A 23,536-nucleotide genomic window follows, 5' to 3' on the forward strand; every position below is an offset into this window, starting at 1 on the left:
CCCCCAGAAGCCCCGCCCATTTTCGCTGCCCCCGCTCGAAGCCGCGGCGGTCCACCACGGTGCAGCGAATCCACTTGACCAGCACCGCGCCATGGTAAGGCCACGGAGCGTGGCGCCGGTCACGCTCGACAGGAGAGCTCCCCGGCGCACGCTCCCGCGCGCGTGGCAGGATGGACAACCGGCCTTGCCTGCTGGGCAGTTCGAGCTGAGGGCATACGCGGAACGGGGAAGGGGCAGCCTGGTGAACGCCATCAACAAGGGAATCCGGAAAGTCGAAATCTCAGTCAAGTGGGACCCGAGTCCGGCTGGGCAGCCGCCCACCGACCTGGACCTCGTCGCCGCGACGTACCTGGCGAGCGATCCGTACGGCGATCCCGCCTATGTCGTGCACTTCGACAGCCGCTCTCCCGACGGCACCATCTATCTCAACCGGGACAGCAGGGACGGCAAGGGCTTCGGCTGGGACGAGGTCATGACCGTGGAGCTCGACCGGCTCGACAGCCGGTACGCGCGCGTGCTGGTCGGAGTCGCGATCCAACAGCGCCCCGCGACACGCACTTTCGTCAGCGTCATCAAGCCGGCCCTGCGCATCCGCGAGGGCTACACCGTCATGGCCGAGGACGACTTCGGCGGCGTCCTCGGGTCGACGGCGGCCACGGTCGCGGAGTTCGTACGACAGGGGTCGACCACCTGGGACTTCCACCCAGGCATCCACGGTTTCGAGGACGACCCGGCAACGTTCACGGCGACCATGGGCAGGACCCACCAGCCCTGACAGTCGCTTCGCGGACTCGCGGAGACACGACGACGAAGAGGGGCGCCGACACATGGTCGGCGCCCCTCTCGCGTGACGTTCGTCAGGGCCCCTCAAGGACTACCCGACGTTCGGGGCCGAGCCCCGCGGCGTCAGCTGCAGCCGCTGGTCGAGCCGCAGCCCTCGCAGATGTAGCAGGAACCGGCCCGCTGCATCTTCGTACCGCAGGAGAAGCACAGCGGAGCGTCGGCCTGGATGCCCAGCTGCATCTCCACCAGCTCAGCGCTGGTGTGGGCCTGCTGCGGGGCGGGCTTGGCCGTCCCGGCCTCGGCCTTCGGGGTGGCGACGGCCTTCAGCTCCTGGGCGCGCGGCGCGGACTGAGCCAGGCCCTCGACGTCGACCTCGTCCTCGGACGGCTCGTACGAACCGGTCTCCAGGTGACGCTGACGCTCCTCGGCGGAGTGGATGCCGAGCGCGGAGCGCGTCTCGAAGGGCAGGAAGTCCAGCGCCAGGCGGCGGAAGATGTAGTCGACGATCGACTGCGCCATCCGCACGTCCGGGTCGTCCGTCATGCCGGCCGGCTCGAAGCGCATGTTCGTGAACTTCGAGACGTACGTCTCCAACGGCACGCCGTACTGCAGGCCGACCGAGACCGCGATGGAGAAGGCGTCCATCATGCCCGCGAGGGTGGAGCCCTGCTTGGACATCTTCAGGAAGACCTCGCCGAGACCGTCGTCCGGGTAGGAGTTGGCGGTCATGTAGCCCTCGGCGCCGCCGACCGTGAAGGACGTCGTGATGCCAGGACGGCCCTTGGGGAGGCGCTTGCGGACCGGGCGGTACTCGACGACCTTCTCGACCGTCTCACGGATGGTGGCCTCGGCCTTCTCCGTGATCTCGGTCTTCTCCTTCTCCTTGGTCTTGGCGGAGAGGGGCTGGCCGACCTTGCAGTTGTCACGGTAGATGGCGAGCGCCTTGACGCCCAGCTTCCAGGCCTCGAAGTAGATCTCCTCGACCTCCTCGACGGTCGCCGACTCCGGCATGTTGACCGTCTTGGACAGGGCGCCGGAGATCCACGGCTGGATCGCGGCCATCATGCGGACGTGGCCCATCGCGGAGATGGAGCGCTCGCCCATGGCGCAGTCGAACACCTCGTAGTGCTCGTGCTTGAGGCCGGGGGCGTCGACGACATTGCCGTGGTCGGCGATGTGGGCGACGATCGCCTCGATCTGCTCCTCCTGGTAGCCCAGGCGGCGCAGGGCCTGCGGAACGGTGCCGTTGACGATCTGCATCGAGCCGCCGCCGACCAGCTTCTTGAACTTGACCAGGGCGAGGTCGGGCTCGAGGCCGGTGGTGTCGCAGGACATCGCGAGACCGATGGTCCCGGTCGGGGCGATGACGGACGCCTGGGAGTTACGGAAACCGTTCTTCTCACCAAGACGCAGCACGTCCTGCCAGGCCTCCGTGGCGGCGGCCCAGATCGGCGTGTCCAGGTCGTCCATGCGGACAGCCACGCCATTGGCGTCGGAGTGCTGCTTCATGACACGCAGGTGCGGCTGCGCGTTGCGGGCGTAACCGTCGTACGGGCCGACGACCGCGGCGAGTTCGGCGGAGCGGCGGTACGACGTGCCGGTCATCAGGGAGGTGATGGCACCGGCGAGGGCACGGCCGCCGTCCGAGTCGTACGCGTGACCCGTCGCCATCAGCAGGGCACCGAGGTTGGCGTAGCCGATGCCGAGCTGGCGGAACGCGCGCGTGTTCTCACCGATCTTCTGCGTCGGGAAGTCTGCGAAGCAGATGGAGATGTCCATCGCCGTGATGACGAGCTCGACGACCTTCGCGAAGCGCCCGACGTCGAAGGACTGGTTGCCCTTGCCGTCGTCCTTCAGGAACTTCATCAGGTTCAGCGAGGCGAGGTTGCAGGACGTGTTGTCCAGGTGCATGTACTCGCTGCAGGGGTTCGAGCCGTTGATACGACCGGACTCCGGGCAGGTGTGCCAGTGGTTGATGGTGTCGTCGTACTGGATGCCCGGGTCGGCGCAGGCCCAGGCGGCCTCGGCCATCTTGCGGAACAGCGCCTTGGCGTCGACCTCTTCGATGACCTCGCCGGTCATGCGGGACGTCAGGCCGAACTTGCCGCCCGTCTCGACGGCCTTCATGAACGTGTCGTTCACGCGGACCGAGTTGTTGGCGTTCTGGTACTGGACGGACGTGATGTCGTCGCCGCCCAGGTCCATGTCGAAGCCCGCGTCACGCAGGGCGCGGATCTTCTCCTCTTCCTTGACCTTGGTCTCGATGAAGTCCTCGATGTCGGGGTGGTCGACGTCGAGGATGACCATCTTGGCGGCGCGGCGGGTGGCGCCGCCCGACTTGATCGTTCCTGCGGAGGCGTCGGCGCCGCGCATGAAGGACACCGGACCGGAGGCGTTGCCGCCGGAGGACAGCAGCTCCTTGGAGGAGCGGATGCGGGAGAGGTTCAGGCCGGCGCCGGAGCCGCCCTTGAAGATCATGCCCTCTTCCTTGTACCAGTCGAGGATCGACTCCATGGAGTCGTCGACGGACAGGATGAAGCAGGCGGAGACCTGCTGCGGCTGGGGCGTGCCGACGTTGAACCAAACCGGGCTGTTGAAGCTGAAGATCTGGTGCAGGAGGGCGTAGGCCAGCTCGTGCTCGAAGATCTCGGCGTCGGCGGGCGAGGCGAAGTACTTGTAGTCCTCGCCGGCCTTCCGATACGTCTTCACGATGCGGTCGATGAGCTGCTTCAGGCTCACCTCGCGCTGCGGCGTGCCGACAGCACCGCGGAAGTACTTGCTGGTGACGATGTTGACCGCGTTCACCGACCAGAAGTCGGGGAACTCGACGCCACGCTGCTCGAAGTTGACCGAGCCGTCGCGCCAGTTGGTCATGACGACGTCACGGCGCTCCCAGGCCACCTCGTCGTACGGGTGCACGCCGGGGGTGGTGTGGATGCGCTCGATACGCAGTCCCTTGGTCGCCTTGGTGCCCTTGGCGCGGGAACTCCGTGCCGGACCGCTCGCCGTCTCTGTCATGCCGCCTCCCTGTACGGGCTAAAACGCCCTGAAGTGCCCCGATGTTCCCCGTGGCACGGTGTTCTGTCTGGTGCTGCGGGCACCCTCTGATTGCCGCCCGCAACAGGTCTTTCGTCGCCGCCTGTCGACCGGATCCGGAGTCCGCACCGGATCCGGCCCGCCCTCAGTCGGCGGCGTTGGCGGGCACGGGGACCTGTGCAGCCCCTCCGGACCCGCGGTCGTCTTCCTGGCTCCCCGCGACAGTGCCTGCGTCGTCTTCGCGGTCGTCGTCGTCCGCGGCGGGGCGCCCCGTCGCCTCCCTGAGCTCCGCGATCGCGGCCTCGAAGTCCTCGAGCGAGTCGAACGCCCGGTAGACGGAGGCGAATCGCAGATAGGCGACGAGGTCGAGCTCCTGCAACGGGCCGAGTATGGCCAGCCCCACGTCGTGGGTAGTCAGCTCGGCGCTTCCGGTGGCCCGCACGGCCTCCTCGACCCGCTGGCCGAGCTGCGCGAGCGCATCCTCGGTGACAGGCCGTCCCTGGCATGCCTTGCGCACGCCGTTGATGACCTTGGTACGGCTGAATGGCTCGGTGACTCCGGACCGCTTGATCACCATCAGCGAGCATGTCTCCACTGTCGTGAAACGACGGGAGCAATCAGGACACTGGCGGCGCCTGCGGATCGACGTGCCGTCGTCGGTCGTACGGCTGTCGACGACGCGACTGTCGGGGTGCCTGCAGAAGGGGCAGTGCATACTTCCCAACCCTCCTCACAGCAGACTCAATAGCCTCGCTGGGCCTCATGGGCCCCTCGAAGCAGCCCCAAGCATAGGCGATCTCCGAGCGTCCGAAGACCCGGGGGACCACAACTTCTGGGCTGCTGCCGCAATCCAACCACTACATGTGGGGATTGGCTCATACACGCACGCTGTACGCGCGTGTCGCGCCCGCAGGGACATGTGCCGTACGGCCACCCCGGCGCGCTCCACCCCTGAACGCACAGCCGTATCGCTGCGACACATACGGAGATACCGTGAGCGCCACACGGAGGGGGCGTGGGACTCCCGCACAGATGGGGGTCGGTCACCGTTTGAACTGATGCCGGATGGCAGACTGGGGCGACAACCCACGAGGTCGTCACCCTGGCGGTGAAGAGTACAGCAATGGGCCCTTTTGCCCGCCGGGCAGCGCGTTAGCCATACACCCAGACACATGATCGCGTCTGGGTATTCGCGATTTTTCACTCGAACGTGTGTTTGGCGCAACCTTTCGAAAGCAACTACCGTTGTGCTGCAGGGAGACCATCGAGAGGGGCCGACGTGACCACCACCGCAGACAGTGCCACCATCACTGCCCAGGACCGCTCCCAGGGCCGACTCGAGCCGGTGCATGCGATGAACGAAGCCATGAATCCCGAGGGACACAAGCGATCCCTCCCGGGCCGACCTCCGGGCATCCGGGCGGACAGCTCGGGGCTCACCGACCGGCAGCGCCGCGTGATCGAGGTCATCAGGGATTCCGTGCAGCGGCGTGGGTACCCGCCGTCGATGCGGGAGATCGGCCAGGCGGTCGGCCTGTCGAGCACGTCCTCGGTCGCACACCAGCTGATGGCACTCGAGCGCAAGGGCTTCCTCCGCCGCGACCCGCACCGCCCGCGCGCATACGAGGTGCGCGGCTCCGACCAGGCCGCCGTGCAGCCCACGGACACCGCCGGTAAGCCCGCCGCGTCGTACGTCCCGCTGGTGGGCCGCATCGCCGCCGGTGGCCCGATCCTCGCGGAGGAGTCGGTCGAGGACGTCTTCCCTCTCCCCCGGCAGCTGGTCGGCGACGGCGAGCTGTTCGTACTGAAGGTCGTCGGTGACTCGATGATCGAGGCCGCGATCTGCGACGGCGACTGGGTCACCGTCCGGCGCCAGCCGGTGGCCGAGAACGGCGACATCGTGGCCGCGATGCTCGATGGCGAGGCCACGGTCAAGCGTTTCAAGCGCGAGGACGGCCACGTCTGGCTGCTCCCGCACAACGCGGCGTACGAGCCGATCCCCGGCGACGACGCGACCATCCTGGGCAAGGTGGTGGCAGTGCTGCGGCGCGTGTGACGGCTGCGGCGGGCGAAGCCGAAGGCGTCGCCCCCTGACCGGGCCCCGGGACCCCTGCGCCGGTTCCGGGGCCCTGTGCTGTGCGGGACTCCGCACAGCACAGTTTTTCCGGATTGAGGGGTGGACTGTCGCAGCGCTGCGACAGTCCACCCCTCAATCACTGTGGCTGTTCGGCCTCCGCCTCCGCCTTCTGCGCCGCCGCATCGATCGCGGCCAGGGACTTCCGGACCTGATTACGGTCCGTCGTGTACCAGAAGTCGGGCAGTGACGCCTTCAGATAGCTCCCGTACCGGGCAGTGGCCAGTCGCTGGTCCAGCACGGCGACCACGCCTCGGTCCCCCGACGCCCGTACGAGGCGGCCGGCGCCCTGGGCCATGAGCAGCGCGGCGTGGGTGGCGGCGACCGCCATGAAGCCGTTGCCCCCGGCGTCCTCCACCGCCTTCTGGCGGGCGCTCATCAAGGGGTCGTCCGGGCGTGGGAAGGGGATCTTGTCCATCACGACCAGCTGACAGCTGGGGCCGGGTACGTCGACGCCCTGCCAGAGCGACAGGGTGCCGAAGAGGCAGGTCTTCGGGTCTGCCGCGAAGTTCTTGATCAGCTCACCGAGCGTCTCCTCGCCCTGAAGGAGGATCGGGAACTCGGGAATACGGGAGCGAAGTTCCTCGGCGGCCAGCTGGGCGGCACGCATCGAGGAGAACAGGCCGAGCGTGCGGCCGCCGGCCGCTTGGATCAGTTCGGTCAGCTCGTCGAGCATGTCCATGCGGTCGCCGTCACGCGCGGGGCGTGACAGGTGTTTGGCGACGTACAGGATGCCCTGTCTGGGATAGTCGAAGGGCGAGCCTACGTCCAGCCCCTGCCACTGCGGGAGGTCGTCGCCCTCCGTTCCCTCGGGGGCAAGGCCGAGGGATGCGCCGACGCCGTTGAAGTCACCGCCCAGCTTCAAGGTCGCGGAGGTCAGGACGACGGAGCGGTCCGCGAAGAGTTTCTCCCTCAAAAGACCCGACACGGACATGGGGGCCACGCGCAGGGAGGCCCCGAAGCGGTCGTGACGCTCGTACCAGACGACGTCCCACTCGGAGCCGTTGGTGATCCGCTCCGCCACGTCGTGCACGGTCTCGACCGAGGCCAGCGCCTGTTTGCGGACCGCGTCCTCGTCCTGCACGGACTTGTCGCGGGTGGCTCCGATCCCGGAGATGACAGTGCGGCAGGCGTCACGCAGCGCCATGAGCGCGTAGGCGAGGTCCTCGGGAATCTCCTCCAGGCGCCCCGGCAGGGCCAGCTCCATCAGCCGTTCGAAGCCCTCGGCGGCGGTCTGGAGCTGGTCGGCGGCCTTCTCATTGACGAGTTTCGCGGCGCGGCGCACCGCGCGGTTGACCTGGCCCGGAGTGAGTTCGCCGGTGGCCACTCCGGTGACCCGGGAGACCAGTTCGTGCGCCTCGTCGACGATCAGGACCTCGTGCTGTGGGAGGACCGGAGCGCCTTCGATGGCGTCGATCGCGAGCAGCGCGTGGTTGGTGACGACGACCTCCGAGAGCTTGGCGCGCTCACGGGCCATCTCGGCGAAGCATTCAGCTCCGTACGCGCACTTCGATGCGCCCAGGCATTCCCGGGACGACACCGACACCTGGGCCCAGGCCCGGTCGGACACGCCGGGAGTCAGGTTGTCACGATCGCCCGTCTCCGTCTCGTCCGCCCAGTCACGCAGCCGCAGCAAGTCCTGCCCCAACTTGCTGGTGGGTGCGGCAGCCTCGAACTGGTCGAAGAGGCCCTCCTCCTCGTCCTGCGGGACGCCCTCGTGCAGGCGGTGCAGGCACAGGTAGTTCGACCTGCCCTTGAGCATCGCGAATTCGGGCCGACGGCGCAGCAGTGGATGCAGTGCCTCGACGGTGCGCGGCAGATCCCGCTCCACGAGCTGGCGCTGCAGGGCCAGCGTGGCCGTCGCGACGACGACGCGCTCCCCGTGCGCGAGCGCGGGCACGAGGTAACCCAGCGACTTTCCGGTACCGGTGCCGGCCTGGACCAGCAGATGGGAGCCGCCGTCGATCGCCTCGGCGACGGATTCGGCCATGGTCACCTGGCCGGGGCGCTCCGTACCGCCGACGGCAGTGACGGCGGCATGCAGGAGTTCGGGGAGTGAGGGCTTTGTCATAGCGCGACCACCCTACGGCCCGGCACTGACAAACGGGCGATCACGGTGGGGACGAGGGGCGGGATCAAGACCGGGGGTTCCTCGGGTGGGAATCGGATCGGTTCGGGTGTGTGTGGGATCGGTTCGAGTGAGGTCAGGGGGTGGTTGGTGTGTGATCGAGGGCGGTTCGGAGTTGGCCGGGGCGATTCGTGCGTGGCCGACGGGCCGATGTCGGCCGGCCCTGTGCGCCACGCGCCGCGGGGAACGGACGCGGTCATGGGAGAGATCCGACTCGGCACGAATTCGGTTCGTCGGGAGTGGGAACCGGATCGGCGCGGGCGGTGTACCAAATGTGATGACGTCGCGACACGGCGTCACATCAGATGGCGCAGGCTCCGGTCTCTGACCATGAGGGCGGCCCGCTTGGCGGGCAGGTCGACCTCGGCGGAGAACCGGAATCCGGCGCCCAGGAAAGCAGCGACGGAGGGGGTATTGCGAATGTCAGGTTCGGCGACGATGCGAGCGCAGGCAGGCCGCTTGTCGAGCACGAGGTCGGCGACGGCTCGGAGCAGGGTCGCGCCGAGTCCTCGGCCGCGGTCGCCGACAGCACCGATAAGGAGATGGACTCCAGTGTCGTGGGGCCGAGCCGCGTAGTACCGGGCCAGCGGGTCGAGGTCGGCTCGGTAGATCTCCCAGTAGCTCATCGGTGTGCCGTCCAGCATGCCCAGGCACGGGACGCTGCGTCCGTCACCGGAATGCTGGGACCGCAGGTGCTCCTCAATCGCGTTCTGGGGTCCGGCGAGCCCCCAGAACGCTGCGATGGCGGGGTCGTTCATCCACTGGCCGACGATCGGAAGGTCCCGCTCGATCCGCACGGGGACAAGGTGAAGCACTCCTGCAGGCGTGCTGATCGGCCCCCAATCGGCCACGCCATCGAGTAGGTCGTCGCAGATCGGGAGGAGCGAGGGAGGTACTGCCGCCGTGCCTGCGGCGCTCTGGTCCCGCCCTCGATCGGCTGTGGCTTCCTCCGCGAAGAGCGCGACGAGTTCGTCGGGCAGGTGCAGATCCAGCGTGTCCTCACTGTCTGCGCCGGCTCCGCCGACCGGGTCGACACGGCGCTCACGAGCACCGGGACTCGCGCCGGTGCCGATATCGGTGACAGGGGCGGTACCGGCGTTGGCACTCGCGTCGGTGGGAGGCACGGCGTTGCTCCTCTCTAGAGGCGAGGTGGGTCATGTTCCTCAGGGATGAAGGGAGTTGGTGATGGCCGACGACGATGATCAGGAACGCAGGAAGCGATCCGTGAGGGTCAGGAATGCAGAGGGTTGGCGATGGTGACGTAGACGGACTGGGTGTCGACCGGGCCGACGAGTTCGTCGAGGCCGTGCAGCCGGGTCAGCAGGTTGGCCTTGCAGCGCAGAACAGGTGAGTCGAGCAGATGGGCAGGCAGTGATGTGGGCAGCCGTGCTGCGCCGGAGGCCACCTCGCCGAGGAAGCGGCGAAAGGCCGCGAGCAGCAGCTCTTCGTCCGTGAGACGCTGCGAGCCGAACGCTCCGATGAGGCCGAGTACGTTGTTGATCGCGAGGTAGTAGGCAAAGCGCTCGTCGGCGACCTCGTCGGAGACAAAGGTGTCGCTGTGCTCGCCGATCCCGGGCAGCCGGGCGTCGAGTGCCGCGCGCCGGGACTCACGGAAGTAGTAGCCCTGGTTGTCGCGGTATCGGCCGCCCGAAGGCCAGCCGTCACCGTCCAGCAGGAGCAGCGTGTTCTGCTGGTGTGCTTCCAGGGCGATTCCCGCCTCGGCATCGAGCCACAGGACGGGGCGGACGACCTGTTCGAGGTAGCGCAGGAACCACTCGGCGGCAACGGCTCCGCGAGGGCGGCCTGTTCGGTCGGCGAGACGCGTGACGAGTTCGGCCAGACGGGACGGAGGAAGCGCCGTGTCCCCTGGGTGATGGCCTGCGGCGGTGCCGGGTTGTGCGAGAGATCGGGGTGAAACGAGGCCTGCTACACAGGACACGTCGTCGGAAGGTCTGAACGGGTTGTGCCGGATCATCACGTCGCAGCCGGTCACAGGGACGCCGTCCGGCCTGTCGACGGCGAGCCATGCCGGATCGCGAACGATGTCGAATCCCGGGTGCGCGGCCTGCCACTGCGTCGAGAGGCCGCTGCGCAGGAGTCGGTGGACCTCGACGCCCCGGTGCAGCTCCTTCCGGAGGTTCTCACGGCGGGAGTTGGTGATGCGCAGGCCCAGCGAGAGTTTGAGCATGGCGGGGGCATCGGATCTGTGGACGGTCCGTACGGAGGAGGTGGGGTGCCAAGGGGCGCCGTGGGTGCCGAGGTCTCGGAGCAGTCCGGCATCGAGCAGGGCCGCGGTCTCGGGGCGGTGCTGGAGCTCGCGTAGCTGCCAAGGGTGCAGGGGCAGGGCCGCGTACCCGTCCGGCAACGGCAATTCATCCCCGGCGAGGCGGGCCGTGAGCTGAGCCGCGGGGACGATACGGCCGCGCTCGGTCCATGCCGAGTCAGTGGCGAGCAGGGAAGGGGCGACAGCCATCCAGCACAAGGGAAAGGAGCCGCGCAACTCGGGTGAATACAGCGGCGCTTCGGTCTCGGAGAGGCCCTCGCGGCTCTTCGGCGTCGGATGGAGCGGGTGTCCGAGCGTGAGCGCCTGCTCGGCCGCGAGGAAGATGTCAGGACCCTCGGCGGGGTGAGCACGGCGCTCGCTGATGAAGGTGGCGGTTCGTCGGACGGAGTCGGCAACGCGGGAAACGAGGTCAGTGGCCGCGGAGATTACCGGGGCTGTCAGGGCTGCCGGCCTCGGAGTGGCGGAGGTCGGGGATACAGCAGTGGGCGATGGGACGGAGGATCCAGGGACGCAGGACGAAGCGGAGCCAGAGATGACAGAGCTGAAGGGGGCAGCAGCAGAGACAGAGACCGGGTCCCCGGAGCCGGGAGTGGTCGCGGTTCGGTGAGGCCGCGTCGCGTCAATCGAAGCAGTCGACGTATCGGGCGCCGGCGAAGAGCAAACGCTCGCGGAAGTCGGGCGAGCCGCTACGCGCCCAGAGCTCGTCGAGGTGATGCTCCCAGCCGAGGGGGTGGCGACCGACGTCATGACGGCGGAGTTGCTTCCCCCTGGCGCCTCCCTGGTGAGTAGGGCAGCAAGGGTGACCGCGTCAGTCGGTGGGGACTGAGCCGGGGCGTCGGCCAGGTGTGGCAGGCCGAAGCGGTGCCATCCCGCCGGGGACCAGTAGTGGACCGGGATCAGCAGGGCCGTACCCGTGGCGGGCAAGGGGATGCGGAGGATCCCGTTGTCGGGTGCCGGGACGTTGGTCTCGCGAACCCAGCAGCGGAGGAGGTTCTCCACGGCGGCGGCCTGGGCTGCGGTGTGTGGGTCGGGGTGCTCCAGGAGGTCGGAGGCGGCACCGGGCAGCCGCTCAACGTCCGGGGCACCTGCCTGCATCGGCGCACGCCCCGGTACCTGTGCACCGGCAACTCCCTGCGCCGACACCGGTTCCCGCGGCCTGTCCCCTGCCTGGGCGAGAGCGCCCCCCTGCCCGCGAGGAGCCGACGCAGGCGGAGACGCAAGCGGCTCAGGCCGGCGCAGGTCTGGGTCGGCCGGGCATCGCTCGCGAGTGTCGGGGCGGCCGTCGGATGCGGGGGTCGTGGTCAAGGCTGGTCCTCTTGAACTGGTTCTGACGCAAGCGGCGACGGCCGCCGTACTGCGGTGAGGGTGGGCGTGGGCTTGATGGACCGCGCTTCGAATGCGCGGCTGGAGGAGGGAAGTTGGACGCGGTTTCGGTGGGAGGCGAGGTTCCGATGGGAAGTGATGTGTCGTTCGAAGGTGAGCCGTTGCTCGGCAGCGGGTCGGTCGGCACAAGCCGATGCGACGGCACCGGGCGAAGTGCGTACTCGGGCGCCCCATCGGCCGCCGCGTTACCCCGCCCGGTCGGCGCGGCCACCGTGCCGCCGGGGGCCCGGGGTCGGCTGGTGCGTCCGGTCCGCATCGAACGCGTCGTCATGGGTGTGGCTGCGGGACACCGCGGCGACCGCGTCGGCCAGTCGGTCCAGCACTGCGGCTGCCTGCTCGTCGCTGATGGTCAGCGGCGGAAGCAGGCGTACGACGCCGGCGTGGCGGCCGCCCAGCTCGACGATCAGGCCACGTCGCAGGCATTCCCGTTGGATGGCGGCCGCGAGTTCGGGAGCGGCGGGGCGAGGATGGCGATCCGGGTTCTGCAGTGCCGCCGCACCTGCTCCTCGACCGGTCGGGTTGGCGTCCGCCGAGGAGCCGCCCGCACCCCGGGCGGGGTCGAGACCCGTCAGAACGCCCGCCCCGCCTCCGGGCCAACCGTTGTCAGCCTGAGCATCCGGCTCGACCTGGCCAGGGGCGCCCCCGTTCCCTTCCAGAGCGGTGAGAAGCCCCGCCCCGCCGCCGGCCCGATCGATCGCCGCCAGGGGCACTGCCCGCCCCTCGCCGCGGTCGGAGGCGGCCTCTGGCTCCACCACCTCGACCCCGATCATCAACCCCCTCCCCCGCACGTCTCCGATGCACCCGAACTCCCCCGCGAGTTGCTGGAGTTGGCGCAGCATCCGGGAGCCCAGTTCGGCCGCCCGTTCGGCGAGCCCGTTCTCGCGGACGTAGGCGAGCGTCGCCGTGCCGGCGGCCATGGCGAGCTGGTTGCCGCGGAAAGTGCCGGCGTGGGCGCCGGGTTGCCAGGCGTCGAGGTCGTCGCGATAGACGATGACCGCGAGGGGCAGGCTGCCCCCGATGGCCTTGGAGAGGACCATCACGTCGGGTGTGACGCCGCTGTGCTCCACAGCCCAGAAGGAGCCGGTGCGCCCGACCCCCGTCTGGACCTCGTCAGCGATCAGCGGGATGGCACGGTCGGCCGTGATCTGCCGCATCCGCCGCATCCACCCGTCCGGCGCGGGGATCACTCCGCCCTCGCCCTGGACGGGTTCGAGGATCATCCCGGCGGGGCGTGGCACGCCCGACTTGGGGTCGTCGAGGACGGACTCGGTCCAGCGGGCGGCGAGTTCGGCACCGCGTTCGCCGCCGATGCCGAAAGGGCAGCGGTAGTCCTGTGGGTAGGGCAGGCGGGCGACCCGTACGTCGAAAGCGCCCCCGGATGCTTCGAGCGCTCCGGCGGTCATCCCGTGGTAGGCGCCGCTGAAAGCGAGGATTCCGGTGCGTCCGGTCGCGGCCCGGACGAGCTTGAAGGCGGCCTCCACCGCGTCAGTTCCGGCCGGTCCGCAGAACTGCACGCGCGCGCGGTCGGCGAGACCGGGCGGCAGCGTGTGGAAGAGCTCGGTGATGAAGGCGTCCTTGACAGGGGTCGCCAGGTCGAGGACATGCAGCGGTGCGCCCGAGTCGAGAACCTTGCGGATGGCCTCCAGGACCACGGGGTGGTTGTGTCCGAGCGCCAGCGTCCCGGCGCCGGAGAGGCAGTCCAGGTAGCGGCGGCCGTCCGCGCCCTCGATGGTCAGCCCACGTGCCCGTACGGGCACGATCGGCAGGGCACGCGCGTAGGTGCGCGCAGCCGACTCGCGCGCCGACTGCCGTCGCAGGATCCCCTCGTGCACGGCACGCGCCCCCGCCGATTCGGATGTCCCCCCGCGCAAAGATTCGGTCACGGCCATGGCTCCCTGTCCTCCCGCTGTCCAGGGGCGAGCAGGCCTCTCGCATCCTCGCCCGACCCGACATACGAAGCCCCGCGAGCGTCGACTCGAAGCTCCGGGGAACTGAGCACTGGGGACCACCCACGGGCAGCAGGTCCCCTGCCGCTACCAACCCCGGACCGTTCACCGGGTTACGGGTTGCTTCAAGATCCTTGCGGTGCCGGAAACCACTGCCGGTGGACCGGCCCGGGCATCAAGGGGAACGGGCCGGTCGGGGCGATCGTGCAGCGCCGACCAGGGGGGCGGGCGCGCTCCGGCTCGGTGGAATGGGTGCACAGGATGCACGTACGGCGCGTGGTCAGCGCACACTTACGCAGACGGGGTCCGTACGCACCGAGGCCCTGCGGCCGATGAACCGGAGGCTGGTTTGAGATTGCTGCTCGTCGAGGACGACAGCCGCCAGGTCGCCGCTCTGTGCGCGGTCCTTTCACGGCACGGCTTCAGCGTCACGAACGCCCGAAGCGGCGGGGCGGCCCTGGATGCGCTCACTTTGAAAGATGCCGGCTTCGACCTCGTCCTCCTCGACCTGGGCCTACCCGACATGGACGGCTACGAGGTCTGCGGCGAGATCCGCAAGCGCACCAACACCCCGATCATCATGGTCACCGCGCGCAGAGACGTACGTTCCCGCATCCACGGCCTCAACCTCGGTGCCGCCGACTACGTGGTGAAGCCGTACGACACAGGAGAGCTACTCGCACGCATCCACGCCGTGATCCGACGCACCGCCTCCGAGGCGGCCGTGGAACGGGTCAAGACCGTGCTGTCTCTCGGCTCGGTGATCATCGATCTGCCGACGCGTCAGGTCAGCGTGGACAACTCGTTCATCCAGCTGACTCCCAAGGAATTCGATCTCCTCGCCCTGCTCGCGCGGCGCCCCGGAGTGGTCGTCACCCGAGAACAGATCATGGGCGAAGTGTGGCGCACCAGCGGAGAGGGGGTCGGGAACACCCTGGGAACGCACATCGCGTCCCTGCGCGCCAAGCTGCGCATGCCTGCGCTCATCGAGACCGTGCGCGGGGTCGGCTACCGAGTCGTCACGCCTGCCGAGTAGTTCGGAGCGGGAGTACACACGTCGTCGCCATGCACCGGCCCCCCTCGCCCCTCGCCTGGCCCGCGCGCACCTCTCTGGATGAATTGCCAGGTCAGGCCGCCCGTAGCCAAACCGTTGCCGTTCCGTCGGAACTCCCCCACAGCGACCGCATAGTGTGTGATGCCGTTCCAACGCGCCGTGACATCACGCCCGACCGGCAAGCGGTCAACGGGAGTTCACGGCCACAGCGCCAAGTACCGTCACCTCAGGGGGAGTCAGATCATGCGATCGATACGGCCGTCGTTCACCGTTCGCCGAGGAGGGAGCGCGCGCCGCAGGACCTCCCCGCTGCCCTTGGTCGCGCTGGCCGCAGCGCTGGCCCTCACCGCCACGGCCTGCGAGTCGGGCGACGCCGATGCGGGCGCGGAGGCCACCGCGTCCGCGGCGGCCGGAGGTGAAGGCGAGATCACGATCCCGGACGACATCAAGGACAAGCTCAAAGAGCACGGGATCGACATCGACAAGTGGAAGGACGGCGCCTGGAAGAACTGGGACAAGGACGACTGGCTCCGCGAGGCCAAGGACTACGTCAACCCGATCATCGAGGGCCTGTGGGACCCGGACCGCATGCGGGAGGCCGAGGACCCGGACCGGAGTGTCGACGACAGCGACCTCTCCGGTGACCAGGGGGTGACCGACCCGACGCCGGAGCCGGTGAACGCGCAGGCCGTGCCGCCTGCGTACCACGCCAACGCCCCCGAGGCGGGCAAGGTGCTCTTCGACTCCCCCGAAGGCACGATGGTCTGCTCGGCGACGGTCGTGCAAGACCCGGCCAACCCCGGCAAGTCCAACATGGTGTGGACGGCGGGCCACTGCGTGCATGCCGGCAAGAGCGGCGGCTGGTATCGCAACATCGCGTTCGTGCCGTCGTACAACGACAAGGCCATGGCGACGGCAGAGCTGGAGAGCGCGACCAAGGAGCAGGTCGCTCCGTACGGCGTGTGGTGGGCCGACTGGGCGCAGACCTCGGACCAGTGGATCGCGCAGGGCGGCCCGACGGGCGGGGACGGCGCCCCGTACGACTTCGCCGTGCTCCATGTGAAGCCGGAGCAAGGCGGCAACGGCAAGTCCCTGGAGGAGACGGTCGGTTCGGCCCTCCCGGTGGACTTCAACGCCCCCGCGGTCCCCGAGGTGGACAGCCTCAAGGCGATCGGGTACCCGGCCGCCGCACCGTTCGACGGCCAGAAGCTGTACCAGTGCCAGGACAAGCCCGGCCGGCTGTCGATCAACACCGCGGCCCCGACGATGTACCGCATCGGCTGCACCATGACCGGCGGTTCGTCCGGTGGTGGCTGGGTCGCGACGGGCTCGAACGGCAAGCCGGCGCTGGTGTCCAACACCTCGATCGGCCCGGTGGAATCGGGCTGGCTGGCGGGTCCGCGGCTGGGTGAGGAAGCCAAGGACGTGTTCGACGGGGTGAGCGAGAAGTTCGCCGGTCAGTGACGGCACCGTAGGCACCAGCTGTGGTGAGGCGGTGGGGAGAAACCTTCACCGCCTCACCGCCGTTCGGCCTCAACTCCACGGGCATAGTGGGTGTCGCGTCCGAGGGGCTCGCACCCATGAGCGCACGGCCCTTCCCGCGGCACGCACCTGCCATCAAGGCGCCACAGCAGTAGCACGCTTCAGCAGTGGCACGCTCCAACGGGGGTTATCGCACCATGCGTTCCACACCTATGCCCGCAGCCCAACGCCGTGGGCGGCGCTCCGTCCTCGCCGCCACCGGCCTTGTCGCCGCGCTGGCGCTGACCGCGACCGCCTGTGGCGGCTCGACCGGGGACTCGGCGAGTGACCGGGCCGAGTCCGCCGCCTCGCAGGCCGTCGATGCCGCCGACGCCGCAGGTGACGGCAAGATCCAGATCCCGGCCGAGCTCGCGGACAAGCTCAAGGAACACGGGATCGACATCGACAAGTGGAAGGACGGGGCCTGGAAGGACTGGGACAAGGACAAGTGGCTCAGCGAAGCCAAGGACTTCGTCAACCCGGTGATCGAGGGCCTGTGGAAGCCTGACCGGATGCAGTCCGCGAAGGAGGCCAACAAGACGGTCACCACGCAGGACGCCTCGGCCGACCAGGGCGTCAGCGACCCGGAGCCGGCGCCCGTCCGGGCCACGGCCGAGAAGACGCCGTACCACGACAACGCCGCCCCCGTCGGCAAGGTCTTCTTCGACACCCCCGACGGCCCGGCCGTCTGCTCCGGCACGGTCGTCAAGGACGCCAACCACCCCGGCGAGTCCAACCTCGTCTGGACGGCCGGCCACTGTGTGCACGCCGGCCGGAGCGGCGGCTGGTACCGCAACATCGTCTTCGTCCCGGCCTACAACGACCTCGGCAAGTCCGAGGCGCAGCTGGGCAACGCGACGGCCACCGAGATCGCTCCCTACGGCAACTGGTGGGCCGACTGGGTCTCGACGTCGAACGAGTGGATCCAGGGCGGCTCGGACACGGGCGGCGCGGGTGCGGCTTACGACTACGCCGTGCTGCATGTGAAGCCGGAGGGCGGCGCGAGGTCCCTGGAGGAGACCACCGGCTCCCTGGACGTCGACTTCTCCGCTCCGTCCGCGAGCGAGGTCGCCACGATGGGCGCCTGGGGCTACCCGGCGGCACCGCCGTACAACGGTCTGCAGATGTTCAAGTGCCTCGACCGTCCGGGCCGCTTGTCGCTGAGCCCGGCCCTGCCGACGATGTACCGCATCGGCTGCACCATGACCGGCGGTTCGTCGGGCGGCGGCTGGTTCCGGGTGGTGAACGGCGAGACCACGCTCGTGTCGAACACATCGATCGGCCCGGAGGACAACACCTGGCTCGCGGGCCCTCAGCTGGGCGCGGGCGCCGAGTCGGTGTACCAGTACATGAGCAGGACGCACGGCGGCCGATGACCCACGCACAATGACCCATACGGAAGGCCCGCCCCCCTGCGACAGGGGGCGGGCCTTTTGCAGTTCTACGCCCGCACGGACCGCCGTTCCACAGCGACTCGACTCAGGCGGTCGCCGCCGGAACGTACGGCGTGAGATCCGCCGCCAGTTCCTCGTGCACCCGCACCTTGAGCAGCGTGCCCTCCGGGGTGTGCTCCTCGGAGATCACCTCGCCCTCGGTGTGGGCGCGGGCGACCAGCTTGCCGTGCGTGTACGGCACGAGAGCCTCGATCTCGACGGACGGGCGGGGCAGCTCGTTGTCGATCAGGGCGAGCAGCTCGTCGATGCCCCGGCCGGTGCGGGCCGAGACGGCGATGGAGCGCTTCTCGATCCGCATGAGCCGCTGCAGCGTCAGCGGGTCCGCCGCGTCCGCCTTGTTGATCACGACGATCTCCGGTACGTCGGTCGCGCCGACATCCCTGATCACCTCGCGCACGGCGGCCAGCTGCTCCTCCGGGTTCGGGTGCGAACCGTCCACCACGTGCAGGATCAGGTCGGAGTCGCCGACCTCCTCCATCGTGGAGCGGAACGCCTCGACCAGGTGATGCGGCAGGTGGCGTACGAAGCCGACGGTGTCCGCCAGCGTGTAGTGCCGCCCGCCCGGGGTCTCGGCCCGGCGCACGGTCGGGTCGAGGGTCGCGAACAGCGCGTTCTCGACCAGGACGCCCGCACCGGTGAGGCGGTTGAGCAGCGAGGACTTGCCCGCGTTCGTGTAGCCCGCGATGGCGACCGAAGGCACCTTGTTGCGCCTGCGGACCTGGCGCTGGATGTCGCGGCCGGTCTTCATCTCCGCGATCTCCCGGCGCATCTTCGCCATCTTCTCGCGGATCCGTCGCCGGTCCGTCTCGATCTTGGTCTCACCGGGACCACGGGTGGCGAGGCCGCCGCCCTTGCCGCCGCCCATCTGCCGGGACAGCGACTGACCCCAGCCTCGCAGCCTCGGCAGCATGTACTGCATCTGCGCGAGCGCGACCTGCGCCTTGCCCTCTCGGGACTTGGCGTGCTGGGCGAAGATGTCGAGGATCAGGGCCGTACGGTCGATGACCTTGACCTTGACGACGTCTTCGAGGTGGATGAGCTGGCCCGGGCTGAGCTCACCGTCGCAGATGACGGTGTCGGCGCCCGTTTCGAGCACGATGTCCCGCAGCTCGTCGGCCTTGCCGGAACCGATGTAGGTGGCCGCGTCGGGCTTGTCGCGGCGCTGGATCACGCCGTCGAGCACGAGCGCGCCCGCAGTCTCCGCGAGGGCGGCGAGCTCCGCGAGGGAGTTCTCCGCGTCCTGCGCGCTTCCCGTGGTCCAGACGCCGACGAGCACGACCCGCTCCAGGCGGAGCTGGCGGTACTCGACCTCGGTGACGTCCTCGAGCTCGGTGGAGAGGCCCGCCACACGGCGCAGAGCCGCGCGCTCGGAGCGGTCGAACTGGTCGCCGTCCCGCTCTCCGTCGATCTCGTGGCTCCAGGCGACGTCCTCTTCCATCAGGGCATCGGCCCGAAGACCTTCGGGATGGGTGTGCGCGAAGCGCTGCGTGTCCTGGGAAAAGGAAGAAGAGGAGGTCATTGGGTCCTTACGTCGATGGAATCCGTGTGCGGCGACAGTGCAGTGGCTCTGCGGAGCGAGTCCGTAGCGCCTCGGAACTGATCCGTCACTGCTTACAACGCACGAGTGCCCCGGGAGATTCCCGCGACCCGTGCCGCGCCGACCCGAAAATGGTCGCACGGCACGGGCCGTCTCGTCACCGTCTTATTTCACGGTCGCCTTCTTCGCGATCGCCTTCTTCGCGGTGACCTTCTTCGCGGTGACCTTCTTCGCGCCGGCCTTCTTCCCGGCGGCCTTCTTCACAGGCGCCTTGTCGGGGTCCAAGGACTTCCACTCCGGCTGACCGGGCATCGGCGGGGTCTTGTCCCCGTACAGCCAGGCATGCAGGAACCCGTCGAGGTCGTGTCCGGAGATCTCCTCGGCAAGCGCGACGAAGTCCGCGGTGGTGGCGGCACCGTCCTGGTGGCGGCTCACCCAGGCGCGTTCCAGACGCTCGAAGGCCGGGGCGCCGATCTCCTGGCGCAGGGCGTACAGGACCAGTGACGCGCCGTCATAGACGTTCGGCCGGAAGATGCTGTTCTTCTTGCCGGGGGCGCCCGCCTTGGGGGCGGCAGGCGGTCCGCCGGCCTTACGCCAGCGGTCGGAGGCGGCGTACGCGGCCTTCATCCGCGCCTCGATCGGCCGGCCCGCCTTCTCCGCCGCGTACAGGGCCTCGTACCAGGTGGCATGCCCCTCGCTGAGCCACAGGTCGGACCAGGTGCGCGGGCTGACGCTGTCACCGAACCACTGGTGCGCCAGCTCGTGCACCATGATCGACTCGATGTACCACTTCGGGTAGGCGGACTCGGTGAAGAGGTCCCGCTCGAAGAGGGACAGCGTCTGGGTCTCGAGTTCGAAGCCCGTGGCGGCCTCGGCCATGAGCAGGCCGTACGTCTCGAAGGGATACCGCCCGACCTTCCGCTCCATCCAGGCGATCTGGCCGGGGGTCTTCTTCAGCCACGGTTCGAGTTGCTCGCGGTCCTTGGTGGGCACGACGTCCCGTACGGGCAGGTCGTGCGGGCCGGTGCGGTGCAGCACCGTGGAGCGGCCGATGGACACCTGGGCGAGCTCGGTGGCCATGGGGTGTCGCGTGCGGTACGTCCATGTCGTCGACTTGCCCGCGCGGTCCACGTCGGTGCGCAGGCCGTTGGCGACGGCGGTGTAACCGTTGGGCGCGGTGACCCGGATGGTGAACATCGCCTTGTCGGAGGGGTGGTCGTTGCACGGGAACACGACGTGGGCGGCGTCGGCCTGGTTGGCCATGGCGAGCCCGTCGCTCGTCCGCACCCAGCCGCCCTCCCGGCTCTTGCCGTACTTGGGGTCGCTGGTGTGCCGCACGGTGACCTGCATCCAGCTGCCCTCGGGCAACGGCTCCTCGGGCGTGACCACGAGGTCCTCACCGGCACTCGTGAACGACGCGGGCTCCCCGTCGACCTCGACGGACTCGACCTTGCCGTGGGCGAAGTCCAGGTTGAAGCGGTCCAGGTCGGTGGTCGTCCAGGCGTTGATCGTGGTGACGGCCTTGAGGGGCTTGGTGTTGGTGCCTGGATAGGTGAAGGAGAGGTCGTACGACGCCACGTCGTAGCCGGGGTTGCCCAGGTGCGGGAAGAGGCGGTCACCGACCCCCAGAGGTGCGGCGGGGGCGCTCGCGGCGAGCAGGCAGGAGGAGAGGGCGACGGCGAGCAGCGCGGGGGCCTTGAGACGCCGGCGGGTTCGGGGACGGGGGCGAGGAGCGCCAGGGACTGGTCGCTGGGCCTCGGTGCGGGGGGTGAGCAGCATGCACCACGGCTATCAGCGCGCGCGTGCGGGGCGTCGACGACGCGCGATCGGCACACTCGAACGGGGGTGTCGGGTGGGTGCTGCGGGTGCTGGACGGGTGCAGTAGTTGGTGGAGTTGTCGGTGTGCGGGCCGGCCGAGGGGGGCGCGCCCGTGCTTGAGGGTGCCCCGTCCCGTGAGGGCCGGCGCCGCGCCGCCCTCACGCCCCTTGCGTCTGCGGCTGCGCCCTGCTCACGTCGTACACGCCCGCCACATTCCGCATCGCCCGCATCAGCCCCGGGAGCAGCGCCGCGTCCGGGAGTTGGACCGTGTAGGTGTGGCGCACGCGCTGCTGGCTCGGAGGCTCGACCGTCGCCGAGACGATTTCGGCGCCCTCCAGGGCCATCGCTTCCGTGAGGTCGGCCAGCAGGTGCGGGCGGACGAACGATTCGGCGACCAGCGTGACCCGGCATTCGGTGGTGTCGCCCCAGCGCACGCCGACCTCCGCGCGCCCCGCGCTCTTCATACGCGCCACCGCGGCGCACTCGACGCGGTGGACGGTCACCACCCCCCCGCGCACAGAGAACCCGGTGACCTCGTCGGGCGGTACGGGGGTGCAGCAGCCGGCGAGGCGTACGCTCGCGCCCGGCTGATCGACGAGCACGTCGGCGGTGGCGGAGCGGCCGGCCGGCCCCTCGGCGGCAAGGCGGAGGGCCTGCCCCTCCGCGCTCACCAATCCGTCCCCGGTGGGCCGGAAGAGCACCCCGGTCTCCTCAGCGGCGGGGACGTCGCCCTGCGCAGGATGGGCGGCCAGCCACCGCTGGATGGCGATCCGGGCGGCGGGCGTGTGGGCGTGCTCCAGCCACTCCCTGGAGGGCTCCGAGGCCGGGTCCTGGCCCATGAGGAGCTGGACGGTGTCCCCGTCCCGCAGAACCGTGCTGAGCGTCGCCAGGCGGCCGTTGACGCGCGCGCCGATGCAGGCGTGGGCGTCCTCGCCGTACTGCGCGTACGCGGCGTCCACACAGGTCGCGCCCTCGGGCAGGCCCAGGGTGCCGCCGTCGGGGCGGAAGACGGTGATCTCGCGGTCCTGGGCGAGGTCCTCGCGGAGCGTGGACCAGAAGGTGTCCGGGTCGGGCGCGGCCTCCTGCCAGTCGAGGAGCCGGGACAGCCAGCCGGGACGCGTGGGGTCGGCGCGCTCGCCGTCACTCGAAGCGGCCTGCTCCTCCGAAGGAGGAGCGTAGGGATTGCCGAGCGCGACGACACCGGCCTCGGCGACCTTGTGCATCTGGTGGGTGCGGATGAGGACTTCGGTGACCTGGCCGTCCTCGCGGGCGACGGCGGTGTGCAGCGACTGGTACAGGTTGAACTTGGGGACGGCGATGAAGTCCTTGAACTCCGAGACGACGGGCGTCATACAGGTGTGCAGTTCGCCCAGGACGCCGTAACAGTCCGCGTCCTCGTTCACCAGCACCAGCAGCCGGCCGAAGTCGGCGCCGCGCAGCCGTCCGCGCTTGCGGGACACCCGGTGCACGGAGACGAAGTGCCGTGGCCGGATGAGGACTTCCGCCTGGATGTCGGCTTCGCGCAGGACCTTGCGCATCGCGTCGGCCATCTCGGCGAGCGGATCGTCGGCGCGGGAGGCGTTGTCGACGATCAACTCCCGTGTGTGCTCGTACTCGTCCGGGTGCAGGATCGCGAAGACCAGGTCTTCCAGCTCGGTCTTGAGCGCCTGGACGCCGAGCCGTTCGGCGAGCGGGATGAGGACGTCGCGGGTCACCTTGGCGATGCGCGCCTGTTTCTCGGGGCGCATCACACCGAGGGTGCGCATGTTGTGCAGCCGGTCGGCGAGTTTGATCGACATCACACGGACGTCGTTGCCGGTCGCGACGAGCATCTTGCGGAAGGTCTCCGGCTCGGCGGCGGCGCCGTAGTCGACCTTCTCCAGCTTCGTCACGCCGTCGACGAGGAAGCGGACCTCCGCGCCGAACTGCTCACCGACCTGATCGAGCGTCACCTCGGTGTCCTCGACCGTGTCGTGGAGCAGGGAGGCCGTCAAGGTCGTGGTCTCCGCGCCGAGTTCGGCGAGGATCAGCGTCACCGCGAGCGGGTGTGTGATGTACGGCTCGCCGCTCTTGCGCATCTGGCCGCGGTGCGAGGACTCGGCCAGCACATAGGCGCGGCGCAGCGGTTCGAGGTCGGCGTCGGGATGGTGGGCGCGGTGGGCGTCGACGACATGACCGATGGCGTCGGGCAGCCGGTCGCGTGAGGCCGGGCCGAGCAGCGCTGCCCGGCCGAGGCGGCGCAGATCGATCCGGGCGCGGGCCTTCCTGCGGGACACCGCAGGCGTCACAGGGCCTGCTACCGGGCCTGGCGTCGCGGAATTCGTTGCCTCCGCACTCATGGGCACCTCCGGCTGCGTGGACCGGCGGACGGGGTGCCCCATGGCGGACACGGCTCAGGGGATGGCGACATCTCCCCCGTCCGGGCCGGTGCTTGATGCTACCGAGCCCATCACGTGAG

14 protein-coding genes are annotated in these 23,536 nt (G+C 69.4%); 5 read left to right on the plus strand and 9 right to left on the minus strand.

Annotated features, from left to right (window positions below; genetic code table 11):
- Positions 1-241: 241 nt before the first annotated feature.
- Positions 242-775: a TerD family protein gene (locus ADL12_RS03355; RefSeq protein WP_062698282.1), complete on the plus strand. Its 534-nt coding sequence runs from the start codon at positions 242-244 to the stop codon at positions 773-775.
- 131 nt (positions 776-906) lie between these two features.
- On the opposite strand, the gene ADL12_RS03360 is transcribed toward ADL12_RS03355, so the two are convergent.
- Entirely contained in the window at positions 907-3,801 is a 2,895-nt protein-coding gene (locus tag ADL12_RS03360; protein WP_062698285.1) for a vitamin B12-dependent ribonucleotide reductase, read from the minus strand.
- A gap of 163 nt (positions 3,802-3,964) precedes the next feature.
- Positions 3,965-4,534 (minus strand): transcriptional regulator NrdR, encoded by a 570-nt coding sequence (nrdR, locus tag ADL12_RS03365; protein ID WP_062698286.1) that lies wholly within the window; start codon positions 4,532-4,534, stop codon positions 3,965-3,967.
- A 564-nt stretch (positions 4,535-5,098) separates the two neighbouring features.
- On the opposite strand from nrdR, the gene lexA reads away from it, so the two are divergent.
- On the plus strand, positions 5,099-5,875 hold the full coding sequence (gene lexA / locus ADL12_RS03370; RefSeq protein ID WP_062698288.1) for a transcriptional repressor LexA: 777 nt from the start codon (positions 5,099-5,101) through the stop codon (positions 5,873-5,875).
- A 157-nt stretch (positions 5,876-6,032) separates the two neighbouring features.
- Here lexA and ADL12_RS03375 read toward each other — a convergent pair whose 3' ends face one another.
- The 4 genes from ADL12_RS03375 to ADL12_RS03390 all read right to left on the minus strand — a co-directional run bounded on the left by ADL12_RS03375 (position 6,033) and on the right by ADL12_RS03390 (position 13,637).
- Positions 6,033-8,024 (minus strand): ATP-dependent DNA helicase, encoded by a 1,992-nt coding sequence (locus ADL12_RS03375; RefSeq protein ID WP_062698291.1) that lies wholly within the window; start codon positions 8,022-8,024, stop codon positions 6,033-6,035.
- A 353-nt stretch (positions 8,025-8,377) separates the two neighbouring features.
- Complete coding sequence (locus ADL12_RS03380) at positions 8,378-9,205, minus strand: GNAT family N-acetyltransferase (protein WP_062698293.1); 828 nt, start codon at positions 9,203-9,205, stop codon at positions 8,378-8,380.
- A gap of 107 nt (positions 9,206-9,312) precedes the next feature.
- A complete protein-coding gene (locus ADL12_RS03385) occupies positions 9,313-11,460 on the minus strand; it encodes an IucA/IucC family protein (RefSeq protein ID WP_062698295.1) in 2,148 nt (715 codons plus the stop codon).
- A 473-nt stretch (positions 11,461-11,933) separates the two neighbouring features.
- Positions 11,934-13,637: a diaminobutyrate--2-oxoglutarate transaminase family protein gene (locus ADL12_RS03390; RefSeq protein ID WP_062698297.1), complete on the minus strand. Its 1,704-nt coding sequence runs from the start codon at positions 13,635-13,637 to the stop codon at positions 11,934-11,936.
- Between the two features lie 406 nt (positions 13,638-14,043).
- Between ADL12_RS03390 and ADL12_RS03395 the strand changes: the two genes are divergently transcribed.
- The 3 genes from ADL12_RS03395 to ADL12_RS03405 all read left to right on the plus strand — a co-directional run bounded on the left by ADL12_RS03395 (position 14,044) and on the right by ADL12_RS03405 (position 17,645).
- On the plus strand, positions 14,044-14,730 hold the full coding sequence (locus ADL12_RS03395; protein ID WP_062698300.1) for a response regulator transcription factor: 687 nt from the start codon (positions 14,044-14,046) through the stop codon (positions 14,728-14,730).
- A gap of 261 nt (positions 14,731-14,991) precedes the next feature.
- Entirely contained in the window at positions 14,992-16,212 is a 1,221-nt protein-coding gene (locus tag ADL12_RS03400; protein ID WP_062698302.1) for a trypsin-like serine peptidase, read from the plus strand.
- A 215-nt stretch (positions 16,213-16,427) separates the two neighbouring features.
- Entirely contained in the window at positions 16,428-17,645 is a 1,218-nt protein-coding gene (locus tag ADL12_RS03405; RefSeq protein WP_062698304.1) for a trypsin-like serine peptidase, read from the plus strand.
- Positions 17,646-17,748: 103 nt separating this feature from the next.
- Here ADL12_RS03405 and hflX read toward each other — a convergent pair whose 3' ends face one another.
- The 3 genes from hflX to ADL12_RS03420 all read right to left on the minus strand — a co-directional run bounded on the left by hflX (position 17,749) and on the right by ADL12_RS03420 (position 23,417).
- The gene (gene hflX, locus ADL12_RS03410; protein WP_062698306.1) at positions 17,749-19,242 is read right to left on the minus strand and encodes a GTPase HflX; all 1,494 of its coding nucleotides are present in this window, start codon (positions 19,240-19,242) and stop codon (positions 17,749-17,751) included.
- Positions 19,243-19,425: 183 nt separating this feature from the next.
- Complete coding sequence (locus ADL12_RS03415; protein ID WP_079051812.1) at positions 19,426-21,039, minus strand: M1 family metallopeptidase; 1,614 nt, start codon at positions 21,037-21,039, stop codon at positions 19,426-19,428.
- A 197-nt stretch (positions 21,040-21,236) separates the two neighbouring features.
- Positions 21,237-23,417, minus strand: a complete 2,181-nt coding sequence (locus ADL12_RS03420) for a RelA/SpoT family protein (protein WP_062698307.1) — start codon at positions 23,415-23,417, stop codon at positions 21,237-21,239.
- Between the last annotated feature and the right edge of the window lie 119 nt (positions 23,418-23,536).

This window comes from Streptomyces regalis, assembly GCF_001509475.1.
Classification (GTDB): Bacteria; Actinomycetota; Actinomycetes; order Streptomycetales; family Streptomycetaceae; genus Streptomyces; species Streptomyces regalis.

What these genes read in the sequence shown, in the direction of transcription:
- ADL12_RS03360 (WP_062698285.1), bottom strand. Translation starts at nt 3,801, where the DNA reads ATGACAGAGACGGCGAGCGGTCCGGCACGGAGTTCCCGCGCCAAGGGC.
- nrdR (WP_062698286.1), bottom strand. Translation starts at nt 4,534, where the DNA reads ATGCACTGCCCCTTCTGCAGGCACCCCGACAGTCGCGTCGTCGACAGC.
- ADL12_RS03375 (WP_062698291.1), bottom strand. Translation starts at nt 8,024, where the DNA reads ATGACAAAGCCCTCACTCCCCGAACTCCTGCATGCCGCCGTCACTGCC.
- ADL12_RS03385 (WP_062698295.1), bottom strand. Translation starts at nt 11,460, where the DNA reads ATGCAGGCAGGTGCCCCGGACGTTGAGCGGCTGCCCGGTGCCGCCTCC.
- ADL12_RS03390 (WP_062698297.1), bottom strand. Translation starts at nt 13,637, where the DNA reads ATGGCCGTGACCGAATCTTTGCGCGGGGGGACATCCGAATCGGCGGGG.
- ADL12_RS03400 (WP_062698302.1), top strand. Translation starts at nt 14,992, where the DNA reads ATGCGATCGATACGGCCGTCGTTCACCGTTCGCCGAGGAGGGAGCGCG.
- ADL12_RS03405 (WP_062698304.1), top strand. Translation starts at nt 16,428, where the DNA reads ATGCGTTCCACACCTATGCCCGCAGCCCAACGCCGTGGGCGGCGCTCC.
- hflX (WP_062698306.1), bottom strand. Translation starts at nt 19,242, where the DNA reads ATGACCTCCTCTTCTTCCTTTTCCCAGGACACGCAGCGCTTCGCGCAC.
- ADL12_RS03415 (WP_079051812.1), bottom strand. Translation starts at nt 21,039, where the DNA reads ATGCTGCTCACCCCCCGCACCGAGGCCCAGCGACCAGTCCCTGGCGCT.
- ADL12_RS03420 (WP_062698307.1), bottom strand. Translation starts at nt 23,417, where the DNA reads ATGAGTGCGGAGGCAACGAATTCCGCGACGCCAGGCCCGGTAGCAGGC.